General features: G+C 50.8%; 13 protein-coding genes. 7 read left to right on the forward strand and 6 right to left on the reverse strand.

Features of this window, described 5'->3' with window-relative positions; translation table 11 throughout:
* Positions 1–37: 37 nt before the first annotated feature.
* Genes ypfJ through ypfH form a run of 3 tightly spaced genes read left to right on the forward strand, consistent with a single transcriptional unit; the run spans position 38 to position 3602 of the window.
* On the forward strand, positions 38–907 hold the full coding sequence (ypfJ, locus tag HGT70_RS03485; protein WP_071431023.1) for a KPN_02809 family neutral zinc metallopeptidase: 870 nt from the start codon (positions 38–40) through the stop codon (positions 905–907).
* Positions 908–912: 5 nt separating this feature from the next.
* Positions 913–2862, forward strand: coding sequence for a tRNA(Met) cytidine acetyltransferase TmcA (locus HGT70_RS03490; RefSeq protein ID WP_214194900.1), 1950 nt, complete (start codon positions 913–915; stop codon positions 2860–2862).
* 35 nt (positions 2863–2897) lie between these two features.
* Positions 2898–3602 carry an esterase gene (ypfH, locus tag HGT70_RS03495; protein WP_071431019.1) on the forward strand — a complete coding sequence of 235 codons (705 nt, stop codon included), beginning with the start codon at positions 2898–2900 and terminating at the stop codon, positions 3600–3602.
* 46 nt (positions 3603–3648) lie between these two features.
* On the opposite strand, the gene HGT70_RS03500 is transcribed toward ypfH, so the two are convergent.
* From HGT70_RS03500 to HGT70_RS03510, 3 genes are read right to left on the reverse strand one after another with little or no spacing between them, the layout of a single operon-like run.
* The gene (locus HGT70_RS03500) at positions 3649–3840 is read right to left on the reverse strand and encodes a YpfN family protein (RefSeq protein ID WP_071431017.1); all 192 of its coding nucleotides are present in this window, start codon (positions 3838–3840) and stop codon (positions 3649–3651) included.
* Positions 3841–3850: 10 nt separating this feature from the next.
* Complete coding sequence (dapE, locus tag HGT70_RS03505) at positions 3851–4978, reverse strand: succinyl-diaminopimelate desuccinylase (protein WP_214194901.1); 1128 nt, start codon at positions 4976–4978, stop codon at positions 3851–3853.
* Positions 4979–5359 (reverse strand): ArsC family reductase, encoded by a 381-nt coding sequence (locus tag HGT70_RS03510; RefSeq protein ID WP_071431013.1) that lies wholly within the window; start codon positions 5357–5359, stop codon positions 4979–4981. It abuts the gene before it with no gap.
* A gap of 375 nt (positions 5360–5734) precedes the next feature.
* Between HGT70_RS03510 and ansP the strand changes: the two genes are divergently transcribed.
* A complete protein-coding gene (gene ansP / locus HGT70_RS03515; RefSeq protein ID WP_071431011.1) occupies positions 5735–7204 on the forward strand; it encodes an L-asparagine permease in 1470 nt (489 codons plus the stop codon).
* Positions 7205–7284: 80 nt separating this feature from the next.
* Here the strand turns inward: ansP and ampH are convergent, their stop codons facing one another.
* The 3 genes from ampH to amiA form a co-directional block, all read right to left on the reverse strand.
* A complete protein-coding gene (gene ampH, locus HGT70_RS03520) occupies positions 7285–8421 on the reverse strand; it encodes a D-alanyl-D-alanine-carboxypeptidase/endopeptidase AmpH (protein ID WP_244968814.1) in 1137 nt (378 codons plus the stop codon).
* 135 nt (positions 8422–8556) lie between these two features.
* Positions 8557–9465 (reverse strand): oxygen-dependent coproporphyrinogen oxidase, encoded by a 909-nt coding sequence (gene hemF / locus HGT70_RS03525; RefSeq protein ID WP_214194903.1) that lies wholly within the window; start codon positions 9463–9465, stop codon positions 8557–8559.
* A 37-nt stretch (positions 9466–9502) separates the two neighbouring features.
* A complete protein-coding gene (gene amiA, locus HGT70_RS03530) occupies positions 9503–10366 on the reverse strand; it encodes an N-acetylmuramoyl-L-alanine amidase AmiA (RefSeq protein ID WP_071431005.1) in 864 nt (287 codons plus the stop codon).
* A gap of 173 nt (positions 10367–10539) precedes the next feature.
* Here amiA and HGT70_RS03535 point away from each other — a divergent pair, with 173 nt between their 5' ends.
* From HGT70_RS03535 to HGT70_RS03545, 3 genes are all read left to right on the forward strand, one after another.
* On the forward strand, positions 10540–10965 hold the full coding sequence (locus tag HGT70_RS03535) for a GNAT family acetyltransferase (RefSeq protein WP_214194904.1): 426 nt from the start codon (positions 10540–10542) through the stop codon (positions 10963–10965).
* 6 nt (positions 10966–10971) lie between these two features.
* A complete protein-coding gene (locus tag HGT70_RS03540; protein WP_071431001.1) occupies positions 10972–11400 on the forward strand; it encodes a DUF2919 family protein in 429 nt (142 codons plus the stop codon).
* 74 nt (positions 11401–11474) lie between these two features.
* The gene (locus HGT70_RS03545) at positions 11475–12089 is read left to right on the forward strand and encodes an RpoE-regulated lipoprotein (protein ID WP_071430999.1); all 615 of its coding nucleotides are present in this window, start codon (positions 11475–11477) and stop codon (positions 12087–12089) included.
* The last annotated feature ends 91 nt before the right edge of the window (positions 12090–12180 follow it).

A 12180-nucleotide genomic window follows, 5' to 3' on the forward strand; every position in this document is an offset into this window, starting at 1 on the left:
TTATCTATAAGCGATTATCGAGATGGAGAGGTAGAGTATGCGTTGGCAAGGACGTAGAGAAAGTGACAATGTTGAAGACCGTCGAGGCGAGAGTCCAGCACCGACCGGGGGAGGCTCAGGCTTTCGTATCCCTGCCGGTAAAGGCGGTATCGTTTTACTTATCGTGGTGGTGGTAGCCGGCTATTACGGATACGACTTAACGCCGTTGCTGGGTGGTGGCGGACAAAGTACCTCGGTCAGCCAATCCCACGCTCCTGCGACGCAGAGCGCCGATGACCAACAGGCCGCTAAATTTACGAGAGTTGTTCTCGCTGATACTGAAGATACCTGGGGCGAAATATTCCAAAAAATGGGCAAGACGTACCAACCGCCTAAATTGGTTATGTATCGTAATGCCACACGGACAGGCTGCGGAACCGGACAATCGGTAATGGGGCCTTTCTATTGCCCAGCCGATAAGACTGTCTATATTGACCTCTCTTTCTATGACGAAATGAAGAATAAGCTTGGTGCGGGTGGCGATTTTGCTCAGGGCTATGTTATCGCCCACGAAGTCGGACATCATGTGCAAAACCTACTCGGTATCGAGAGCAAAGTCCGTCAACAGATGCAACAAGGCTCGCAGACTGATGCGAATCATCTCTCTGTGAAGCTTGAACTACAGGCTGATTGCTTTGCCGGCGTGTGGGGACACTATATGCAGCAAAAAGAGGTCTTAGAGACCGGCGATCTGCAAGAGGCATTGAACGCGGCACAAGCGATTGGTGACGATAAGCTGCAGCAACAGAGCCAAGGCCGCGTCGTTCCCGATAGCTTTACACATGGTACCTCGCAGCAACGTTATACATGGTTTAAGCGTGGATTCGACAGTGGCGAACCAAGTCAATGTAACACCTTCGCTGGATAGTTAACGTGCAGGCTAGGTTGATTGCCGAGCAAATGCGTCGCAAGGGGTTGCGACGCATTTGTGTTATCAGCGGTAGCGAATCCTTTCGTACCGCCGCATTGCGCGAGTGGCAGGATGACTTTCCGGGTGATTGGTTGCGCGTGACCACGGCTGCAACGGGGCACACAGCGGAAGTCCTCGCACAGCGAGCGCGGCAATTTCTTGGTCAAGAGTGGCTGCATGCTATCTATGATGCGACGCAGGGGATCCATCTGGAAGCCCTTGCAGCGCTGGCGGGGACCTTGGTGGCGGGGAGCTGGCTGGTCGTGTTGATGCCCATACCGTCTGCGCTAGACTCTCTGCTGGACCACGATAGCCAACGTTGGGCAGAGTGTGAGCAGCCCATCGCGACACCGATTTTTTATCATCACTTTTGGCAACAGTTAGAACAGGCTGCCGATACCCTTATTTGGCGTGAAGGCGAGATCAAACCCCTACGCTTGGCACAGCCTACGACCGACTGGCAGCCACAAGGCGCAGCACAACAGAGGGCGATCGTTGCAGAGATAGCCGCACTGCCGACGGCTACCTGCATTGTTACTGCCCCGCGTGGCCGAGGGAAGTCAGCCCTCGGTGGGATGTTGGCCGCGCAGTATCCTCCCTGCTTAATTACCGGACCGGCCAAGATATCGACCTCGGTGCTCGCACACTTCGCTGGCGATCATTATTATTTTCAGTCGCCAGATTCGATCCTAGGTCAAGCGGCGTCCCCAGATTGGCAATGGTTGATTGTTGACGAAGCCGCCTCCTTACCACTGCCACAGTTACAAGCATTAGTTGAGCGTTTCCCTCGCTGCTTATTACTGACCACCACCGAAGGCTATGAAGGAACGGGGCAGGGCTTTTTGCTCAAACTCAGTGCCTTATTGGCGATAACCCGGCACTACAGACTGCATGAGCCGCAGCGCTATCGGGCCTGCGATCCGCTAGAAACCTTTATCGAAAAGATACTGGGTCAACATAACCTACCGCAAGCGTCTAATACCGATGAACTCTCTCTACATTTGCGGACTTATCACCCGCACGATTGGCATGTCGAACCACGCCTCGCGTTGAGCACTTTTCAACTCTTACAAGCTGCTCATTACCGCACTACGCCTACCGACTTACGGCGTATGATGGATGCCCCACATACAGGTTATTGTCAGCTGGTGGCGGGGGAGTCTTGTTACGGGGCGTTGGGATGGGTCGATGAAGGCCAGCAATCCGGCGAATTGGCGCAAGCCGTGTGGCGTGGCGAACGCCGACCACGAGGTAATTTAGTGGCGCAGTCTTTAGCAGCGCATAGCCGCTTCCCGCAAGCGATGATCCTGGCAAGTCGACGTATTAGCCGTATCGCTATCAGTGAGCCGTTGCGCCGTGCCGGGCTTGGCCGACGCTTAGTCACTGCTGTTATCGATGAGAGCCAAGATAAAGATTTTGTTTCGGTCAGTTTCGGTTTTACACCCGACCTGTGGCAGTTTTGGCGGCGTTGTGGTTTCCAGTTGGTGAGAATAGGGACTCAGCGCGAGGCCAGTAGTGGCTGTATTGCCGCCATGGCGATTTATCCGATATCGCAGGCGGGTCAACAATTGTGCCAACTGGCCGCCAGACATTTCCAACGCGACTGGCCCCTGCAACAGGCTCGCTATAGTCCAGATATTACACTGGCGTGTCCTATTAACGCTGATAATAGGTTTTCTGCCGACGATTATGACGAGTTGATCGGCTTCGCGCAGGCGCATCGGCCACTGAGCGTCAGTTATCCTGCGCTGTGGCGCGCGAGTCATGATCACCCCCATTTGGCGCTTGGATCGAGTCTTCAACACTGCCTTCGCCAATCACAGCTACCTGAAACATACAGCCATAAACAGTGGCTGGCACAGTTACGCCGTGAAACGGCAATACTTTTAACCCTTTTGCCTAAGCCGCACTAAGCGGCGGCGAGGCACCCATCAGTAAGAGGTCATTTATGGCACATATCGACTATGTAATGGTTCAGCAGGGGAGCGGGCCACAGCCACAATTATTTATTTTGTTTCATCGTAACGGTGATGATCCTCGGTCCATGGCGGAAATTGGTCGTTGGTTTGCTACCGATTTCCCGACTGCTTTTGTCGTCTCGGTCGGCGCACCGCTACCGTTAACGCAAGGGGGGAGCGCTTGGTTTATCGACGACGAGCCAGCTGCCTCGATGACGCGTACACAACAAAAAATTGATCAGATTATGCCGCTATTTACTCAAACCATCCGCGAATGCCAAAAGCAATGTGGAGTCAGCGCTGAGGCGACAGCATTAATTGGTTTTTCTGAGGGGAGTATTATGATTCTCGAGGCCCTGAAGAATACTGAGTTACTAGCAGGTCGCGCTATCGTCTTCAGCGGGCGTTATAACAGCGCCCCCGAGGCCGCTACGCTCAACACCACCGTGCACCTGATCCACGGCGATAACGATGAGCAGATCCCGTTAATTCACGCGGTCAATGCAGAGCAGTGGCTAACTGAGGCGGGTGGCGATGTTACGCTCGATATCATCGACGAATTGCCACACGCTATCGATGAACAAGGTATCGCGATAGCATTAAAACACCTGAAAGAGACCATTCCACAACGTTATTTCGACCAAGTTTCGCAGGGTGAAGCCCCGGATAATGACGATGTGATCCCAATGGTTTAGCAGGAAGGGGGGCTAGGGCGTTTTACCCCAGCCCCCTTAAGAGGAGTTACTTTTTCTTCGGCCAATCGTCGTCTTCGTCGTCCCACTTATCGTTAAAATCACGATGAGGTGGTAGCTTCGGTTTGTTATCGAGGTATTTTTTAACATCAACACGTTTTAAGTCTTTGTAGACGTTAACGAGTAACCCCACCATAAACAGGATGATTAACACCCACCAATACTCTTTTATCCATTCCATATACGACTCCTTAGGTCAGCAATAACTGCATAATCCGTTGATACATTCGACTGAGGGTCTGCAGATCAGCTGCGCTGACACACTCGTTAATCTTATGAATAGTGGCGTTAACGGGGCCGAGTTCGACGACCTGCGTTCCCATTCTGGCGATGAAACGTCCATCAGAGGTGCCACCATTGGTCAGTAACTCGGGCTTAATTTCATTATAGTGCTGAATGGCGTCGACGACCGCATCGACCAGCTCACCTTTTTCAGTAAGAAAAGGTTGGCCGGAAAGATTCCATTCCAAGGTATAACGCAGTTGGTGGCGGTCAAGCAGCTGGGCCACGCGCTCGCGAATACGTTGATCGGTGAGTTCGGTACTGAAGCGGAAATTAAACTGTACGAATAATTCGCCAGGGATCACGTTATTACTGCCGGTGCCGGCTTGGACATTGGCAATCTGCATACTGGTGGGAGGGAAAAAGTCATTCCCCTGATCCCATTCGGTAGCGGCTAACTCCTGCAGTGCGGGTAAGGCACGATGCACCGGATTATCGGCGAGATGCGGGTAGGCAACATGCCCCTGCACACCATGAATGGTTAGATTAGCGGTAATCGACCCGCGGCGACCGTTTTTAACGACATCGCCGACCCGCTCGGTACTGGAAGGCTCCCCGACTAAGCAATATTCTACGCGTTCTTGTCGAGCCATCAGCTGTTCGACGACTTTTACCGTACCATTAATTCCGCTGGCTTCTTCATCGGAGGTAATCAAGAAGGCGAGGCGCCCAGAATGATGTGGGTGTTGCTCGACGAAACGCTCGGCGGCGACGACCATCGCGGCGAGGGAGCCTTTCATGTCGGCAGCCCCGCGACCAAACAAGAGGCCGTCGCGGATAGTGGGTTCGAAAGGTGAATTAATCCATTTACGCTCATCACCGACCGGTACGACATCCGTATGCCCCGCGAAGGCAAGCGTTTTGCCTTGGCCGCGGGTTGCCCAGAAATTTTGGGTATCACCGAAATTCATCGGTTCGATATGAAATCCTATCGCTTCGAGGCGAGCCATCAATAACGCCTGGCAGCCTGCATCGTTAGGGCTTAATGAGGGACAGCGAATCAGGTTCTGAGCAAGTTCGATGACTGGACAAAACATCTAGTTGGCTCCTTGTAAAAAGGCGGACCACGCTGCGGTATCGAAACCAATTAGCATCTGACCGTCGGAGCGCACAAGTATAGGGCGTTTAATCACTGCGGGGTGCGCCAACATAATGCTACGCGCATGAGCGGGATCGCTCGCCAGCTGTTTATCCTCAGCAGAGAGGGTACGCCAAGTGGTACCGCGGGTATTAAGTAATGCCTTGATGCCTAAGGCAGCAATCAACTGCTCTAGGAGAGCGTCGTCGAGACCTTGTTGGCGGAAATCATGGTATGTGGCTGTGACCGATTGTTCAGTGAGGTATTTACGGGCTTTTCTTACCGTATCACAGGTTTTTATACCATAAATCGTAAAGGTCGGTGCGGTGGCTTGAGTCATAAGGCGGTACTACCTAATTATTAAGTCAAAAGTTTACGAGTAATCAAGAATAATGCCGGATTTGGCCGCCATTATCCACCTTTGTGCAGGGCGGGGGGGAATAACCGAAAGTATCGATTTATTTAAAGTCAGAACTGTGAACAATATCAGAAATTCATACAATGATTTTTTTATCTTAAAATTACAATAAATCATAAGGTTAGCGATAATTTCAGTAAAAAAGGCAAACGTTAACCTAGAATAATTCTTTACAGGGCTTTACGAATTTAGCGACTTACAGGTAGGATTCATCACCCTCTGGATAAATTCGCCAATTTTTACCTGTGCTGATGCGGTAGAGGGGCTTTGCTGTAGAAGTGGACAAACAGGAAACCTATGAAAAATACAAAAAAAACAGCGGCTGATTTACAGCACGCTAGACGTAAGTGGTTAAACTCCCATGACTCCGGGTATCGTAAGGAGATGGGAAACCGCCAAGTTCAGATGATAGCCATTGGCGGCGCAATTGGTACCGGGCTTTTTCTCGGCGCAGGGGCACGTTTACAACTCGCGGGCCCAGCCCTCGCAATAGTCTATTTAGTCTGTGGCATCTTCTCCTTCTTCATCTTACGCGCACTCGGGGAGTTAGTTTTACATCGTCCTTCCAGCGGCAGCTTCGTCTCCTATGCACGTGAGTTTATGGGTGAGAAGGCCTCGTACGTTGCAGGCTGGATGTACTTCGTCAACTGGGCGATGACCGGTATTGTCGATATCACCGCAGTCGCTCTCTACATGCACTATTGGGGAGCCTTCGGCGATATTCCGCAGTGGGTTATCGCTTTGGGCGCGTTGGCGATTGTGGGCACCATGAACATGGTCGGCGTGAAGTGGTTTGCCGAGATGGAATTCTGGTTCTCGTTAATCAAAGTATTGGCGATCGTTCTCTTCTTGGTGGTCGGTGTCGTTTTCTTAGGCAGCGGCAAGCCTCTCGATGGCAATACTACCGGTTTTCACCTGATCTCGGATAATGGCGGCTTTTTCCCACATGGGATAATGGCGGCTTTCGTCCTAGTACAAGGTGTCGTCTTCGCGTTTGCCTCTATTGAGTTGGTCGGTACGGCAGCCGGAGAGTGTAAAAATCCGAAAATCATGGTACCCAAGGCGATCAATAGTGTGATCTGGCGTATCGGATTATTCTATGTTGGATCGGTCGTTCTCCTTGTGTTGTTACTGCCGTGGAATGCCTACCAAGCCGGACAGAGTCCTTTTGTGACCTTCTTTAGTAAATTAGGCGTACCCTACATCGGTAGCATTATGAATATCGTCGTGTTGACGGCGGCATTATCCAGCCTCAATTCAGGCCTCTATTCTACAGGTCGTATTTTGCGTTCGATGTCGATGGGAGGGTCTGCACCTCGCTTTATGTCGAAGATGAGCCGCCAGCAGGTGCCTTATGCCGGGATCTTAGCGACTATCGTGATTTACATCTTTGGAGTGGTACTTAACTACTACGTACCGAGCCAGGTGTTCGAAATCGTCTTGAACTTTGCATCACTAGGGATTATTAGCTCATGGGCATTTATCGTGCTCTGTCAGCTACGGTTACGTAAAGCGATTCGCGAAGGTAAGGCAGAAGATATCTCCTTTAAGCTACCGGGAGCGCCGTTTACCTCCTGGTTGACGCTGCTGTTCTTGGCTAGCGTATTAGTCTTGATGGCCTTCGATTACCCGAATGGAACCTATACTATCGCATCAGTACCGTTGATCATCGTTCTATTAGTGATTGGCTGGTTCGGTGTGAGAAAACGTGTTCACGAGGTTTCGCTGCGCGAGCAACAGCATATGTCTGCGCATCACGAAGAGTAGGGGTGAGGGGGCGATGCAGCCCCGTCATCGAGAAAGTAAAAAAGGTAGCGCCTCATGCGCTACCTTTTTTTTATATCGTATTAGCGGTTATTAGCGAGTGCCGTAACTAGCTGATTGGCTCCTTGGCTCATCGGCGTGAAGTGGCTGCCTGGCGCGCGTGCAACGGCGATAAATACGCCGACATTGGTACGTGGGTCCATTACGATATAGGTCATAAAGCCACCCCCGCCACCGGTTTTTTCCACTAGAGCGGGTTGATTACCGATGGCATTCATATGTACCCAGCCGAAGCCAAGTCCACTGGCCGGGCCGGCCACGTCCATTCCGTTCATTCTTACGAGCTGACTGCGTGGATAAACGACGCGCTGTAGCGTACTGGCGAGTGGCGAGCGAGGCTTAATCGAACTCGATAAGAACTGCTGCATCCAACGCTCCATATCATCAGCCGTCGAATACAGCCCACCACTGCCGATAGCTGCGAGGGTATTATTACAAGGGCTGGCATGGTCACGTGGGATAATCAGGCGACGACATTGATCGGGAGAGGGGGTAAATGTCGTATCTTTCATCCCGAGTGGGCGCGTGATTAACGATTGGACGAGTTGCGGATAAGGCTTGCCGCTCGCACGCGACAGGGCATCGGCTAGATAGTCGAAACCTAGATTCGAATAAGCTGCCACGGTACCCGGGATCGCTTTGAGCTTGGCATGTTGTAGCCATTGCCAGCGCGAGGCTTTTTCAGGCCAAACAAAGACTGGACGGTTAGCACGGCCTCCTGGCATCTCGCGGGGGAGTCCTGCGGTATGCGTAGCAAGATTTTGTAACTTAATGGTGTAGCCACGAAACGGCGGAACCGTCATGCCTTTAGGCGCATATTTGCTTAGGGGATCGGAGATTTTCACGGTGCCCTGCTGATCGAGCTTCACCAACGTTTCGCTGGTGAATAACTTCGTAATCGAGGCTAAGCGAAACAGGCTCTCTTTCGTCGGACGTACACCACTTCCCGTTCGTGTTTCTCCCGCACTGGTGAAATAGTGCTGATTACCATCAATCACGACCATCGTCATACTGGCGGGGGCCGTTTGTTGAAAAATCTGTTGTGCGTAGCGCTGCACGATATCAGCGCTAAGCTGTGGAGCCACTCTCGGGGTAGCGAAGCTGGTACTGGTTGCAGTGATAGCAAGTGTTGCTGCGAGGGATAAAGTCAGTTTATTCAAGGGAGAGAGATCCATACACAGTGGGCGAAAGATAATGCAGCATGATAGCGGCTTTCCACGAAGCTAATTAAAAAAACTATTAATAATTATGTCTCTTTTTAGTCATAACTCGGCCTATCAGGCCGAGTTATTGCGTTATAACCAATCGCGGACTGTCAAAAAGTGATCGGTCAGCGCTGCCTCCGGCGAGCCGGGCTCTGCGTGGTAATCATATTCAAAACGTACCAGAGGAGGCATCGACATCAGGATAGATTCGGTACGCCCGCCACTTTGGATGCCAAATAAGGTACCGCGGTCCCACAGTAGATTGAACTCAACATAACGTCCTCGTCGGTATAGCTGGAATTGTCGCTCGCGCTCACCGTAAGGGAGATCCTTACGCTTCTCGACGATGGGTAGATAAGCCTCTAGAAAACCGAGACCAACCGCCTGCGTAAACGCAAAACAGTGTTCGAAATCAGGGGAGTTAAGGTCATCAAAAAAGAGGCCACCAATCCCGCGCTGTTCGTTGCGGTGGCGCAGATGAAAGTACTCATCACACCACTTCTTATAGCGTGGATAGACTTCTTCGCCAAAGGGCTGACAGAGAGATTGAGCGGTTTTATGCCAATGGTAGGCATCCTCTTCAAAACCATAATATGGGGTGAGATCAAAGCCACCGCCAAACCACCACACCGGCTCTGCACCTGGTTTCTCAGCGATAAAGAAACGGACGTTGGCATGGCTCGTCGGCACATAGGGATTATTAGGATGGATTACCAACGATACGCCCATCGCTTGGAAGCTGCGTCCCGCTAGCTCAGGTCGGTGAGCCGTCGCTGACGCGGGCATCTCACTGCCGTACACATGGGAGAAGTTTACCCCCGCTTGTTCGAAGATTGCGCCTTGCGTGAGAACGCGTGTGCGGCCACCGCCACCGGCGTCGCGTGTCCAATTATCCTCAAGAAATGAGGCTTGGCCATCAATATTAGTGAGCTGCTGGCAAATCGTATCCTGCAGCGTGAGAAAAAAGTGTTTAACTTGCTCGATAGTCTGCGTGCTCATGATGTTTATCTACAACCTTGAGTGAACATTAGGCGAATCAACTGACTCGGCGGTTACGGCGTTGTTGTTCATTATAAAAGTTGACGATGCCATCAGAAATAGCGCCTGCAATTTTTTTACGAAATGCGGTGGTTCCTAAAAGCTTTTCCTCGCTGGGATTCGTAATAAACGAGGTTTCGACTAACACAGAAGGGATAGACGGCGACTTTAGGACGGCGAAGGCGGCTTGTTCGGTATGTTGGCTGTGTAAATGGTGTACCGGGCGAATGGTATCGAGCACATGTTTACCGAGTGTTAAGCTATTTTTAATGGTATCTGTCTGAACGAGATCGAAAAGGATCTGCTGAAGGTACTGGTCTTTCTGTTGGACCTTTAGTCCACCGACGGCATCTGCAGCATTCTCGCGATCAGAGAGATAGCGTGCCATTGCGCTACTTGCCCCACGGTTAGAGAGCGCGAAGACTGATGCGCCACGCGCGCTAGGGTCGGTGTAGCCGTCGGCATGGATGGACATAAAAAGCGATGCGCCATGTTGTGAAGCGATTTCAACGCGTTGATAGAGCGGGATAAAATGGTCACTGTCACGGGTCAGACGCGCTTCAATATGCGGGTGGCTGCTCAATAGTTGGCGAACAGTATTCGCTATTTCCAACACGACGTGCTTTTCCATTGAACCTTCTTCACCGACGGCTCCAGAATCGATTCCGCCATGACCTGGGTCCAGCATGACGATGAACTTACCTGAGTTACTCTTTTTCGCTGCTGAATGCCGAGTGCGAGACGTCGGGAGCCGCGACTCTTCTGCCAACACAGCCCGCGGCGAGAGGACGGCCAGCGCGAGACCAGAAAAGAGTAATTGGCGGCGATTGACGAGCTGTTTTAGAGAGGCCAATTTTTTCATTATATTCAGATCCGTGAAGAGTTAATGAGAATTACTACTAATAATTAGGTTATATAATAACATTAGCGATATTGCTAACATTGAAATATTTCAGCCTTTTACTGAGTATTGCCTTTTCTAACACCCATACTCACCCGCATAATAGTGCGTTTGTGTATAGGGGAGGTGAAAAAATGGAAATTCGTGTTTTCGAACAACAAGATATCGACGAAGTCATCACTCTGTGGGAGCGCTGCGATTTACTCAGACCTTGGAATGATCCAGAACTGGATATTGAACGTAAATTACGTCACGATGCCGATCTCTTTCTGGTCGTTATCCTCTCGGGACAAATCGTGGGAAGCGTCATGGGAGGCTATGACGGCCATCGTGGTTCCGCTTATTACCTCGCAGTCCATCCCGACTACCAAGGTCGCGGCTTTGCCAACGCACTGATGAATCGATTGGAAAAGAAATTAATTGCCCGAGGCTGCCCGAAGCTCAATTTGCAGATTCGAGATGATAACGATCAAGTTCTCGGCTTCTATGAAAAATTAGACTATGAAATCAATGAAGTCACTACACTCGGTAAGCGCTTGATTGAAGACCGTGAATATTAGACGCCGATGAGGGAACATTTCGATCTCGATGATGAAGTCGCGCCGCTGCCTTTTCTACTCTGGGTCATCTTATTGTTCCAAGCACGCGCATGGTTACTCTTAGTGATGGCTGGAGCATCTCGACAACAAGGCGATACACTGCTGCGTCTATTTGTTCCCGACACCTCGACATTCTTTGTCGGCCTAGCGATGGGGTTACCGGCCTTATTGTGCATGGTGCTTAGCGGCTATCGGCAACGCTTTCCCCGCGTATGGCGGGTGTGCCGCTATGTCCTATTGGTGAGCGGAGCGCTGTTGTGTATCGGGCAATTGAGTCAATGGAATACCGTTGCACTTGAAGCCTCGCCGACACTATTCATTATGACGTTGTTCGACGGCCTGAATGAGTTCGCACTCTTTACCCTACCGCACTTAAAAAAGTGTTTTGTGCAATAAGCACACTGCAAACTAAACTTTTTACGTGATGACGACTCCTAGTAGCATTGACTCGAGTCGCAAGAGGAATAGAAATGAAAGTATTGCCCTGTGCCCTGTTAGCCAGTGCGGCGTTACTAAGTGGCTGTGCCGGTTCTAGCCATCCTACTGAAACGTCCAGTAGTTCCGTCCATTGGTATAACCCATTAAGCTATTCTTGGTCATCCGCGTTACCGTGGAACTGGTTTGGCTCTTCCGTGGCAGTGAGTGAGGAAGGCGTAGGGAAGGTGACGAGTTTAACCGCCTTTAACGTTGAAGCCATCACTAAAGGTATTGGTGGCGATTATACCTTGCGCCAAGGTATGGGCACGCACAATGGACAGATCGAAAGCTATATTCAGGCGCTACAAGGTCAACAGGTGGCTATGACCTTCTACGGTGATAGCACAGTAAACAAGATTGAGATCGCCGACAATAGTGTCGGAACCCCGAGCGATATTCGCTTCGGCGCACCGTTCTCTGCGTTATTTGATAAAGCCTATGGGCATTGTCAACCAGGTGCTGATAGCCAACATGTCCAGTGTAAGGTCCCCAATAGCCAACACCTCGAGGTGATTTATCAAGGGGAGTTCAGTGGGCCTGCCGGTATCATGCCTGCCGACGCGACACTTAAACAGTGGACGCTTTCTGACATTATCTGGCACGCCTGATCGTTATATATTTTTTAGCAATTACACAGCAGTAATCGGTATATAAAACTATTACTGCTTTCTTAGCCTTGTTAATACACTGATAACTTCA

This window comes from Rosenbergiella collisarenosi (assembly GCF_018494085.1).
Taxonomy (GTDB): domain Bacteria; phylum Pseudomonadota; class Gammaproteobacteria; order Enterobacterales; family Enterobacteriaceae; genus Rosenbergiella; species Rosenbergiella collisarenosi.

What these genes read in the sequence shown, in the direction of transcription:
- HGT70_RS03510 (WP_071431013.1), bottom strand. Translation starts at nt 5,359, where the DNA reads ATGACTCAAGCCACCGCACCGACCTTTACGATTTATGGTATAAAAACC.
- amiA (WP_071431005.1), bottom strand. Translation starts at nt 10,366, where the DNA reads ATGAAAAAATTGGCCTCTCTAAAACAGCTCGTCAATCGCCGCCAATTA.
- ansP (WP_071431011.1), top strand. Translation starts at nt 5,735, where the DNA reads ATGAAAAATACAAAAAAAACAGCGGCTGATTTACAGCACGCTAGACGT.
- hemF (WP_214194903.1), bottom strand. Translation starts at nt 9,465, where the DNA reads ATGAGCACGCAGACTATCGAGCAAGTTAAACACTTTTTTCTCACGCTG.
- HGT70_RS03540 (WP_071431001.1), top strand. Translation starts at nt 10,972, where the DNA reads ATGAGGGAACATTTCGATCTCGATGATGAAGTCGCGCCGCTGCCTTTT.
- ypfH (WP_071431019.1), top strand. Translation starts at nt 2,898, where the DNA reads ATGGCACATATCGACTATGTAATGGTTCAGCAGGGGAGCGGGCCACAG.
- HGT70_RS03545 (WP_071430999.1), top strand. Translation starts at nt 11,475, where the DNA reads ATGAAAGTATTGCCCTGTGCCCTGTTAGCCAGTGCGGCGTTACTAAGT.
- HGT70_RS03500 (WP_071431017.1), bottom strand. Translation starts at nt 3,840, where the DNA reads ATGGAATGGATAAAAGAGTATTGGTGGGTGTTAATCATCCTGTTTATG.
- ypfJ (WP_071431023.1), top strand. Translation starts at nt 38, where the DNA reads ATGCGTTGGCAAGGACGTAGAGAAAGTGACAATGTTGAAGACCGTCGA.
- HGT70_RS03535 (WP_214194904.1), top strand. Translation starts at nt 10,540, where the DNA reads ATGGAAATTCGTGTTTTCGAACAACAAGATATCGACGAAGTCATCACT.
- dapE (WP_214194901.1), bottom strand. Translation starts at nt 4,978, where the DNA reads ATGTTTTGTCCAGTCATCGAACTTGCTCAGAACCTGATTCGCTGTCCC.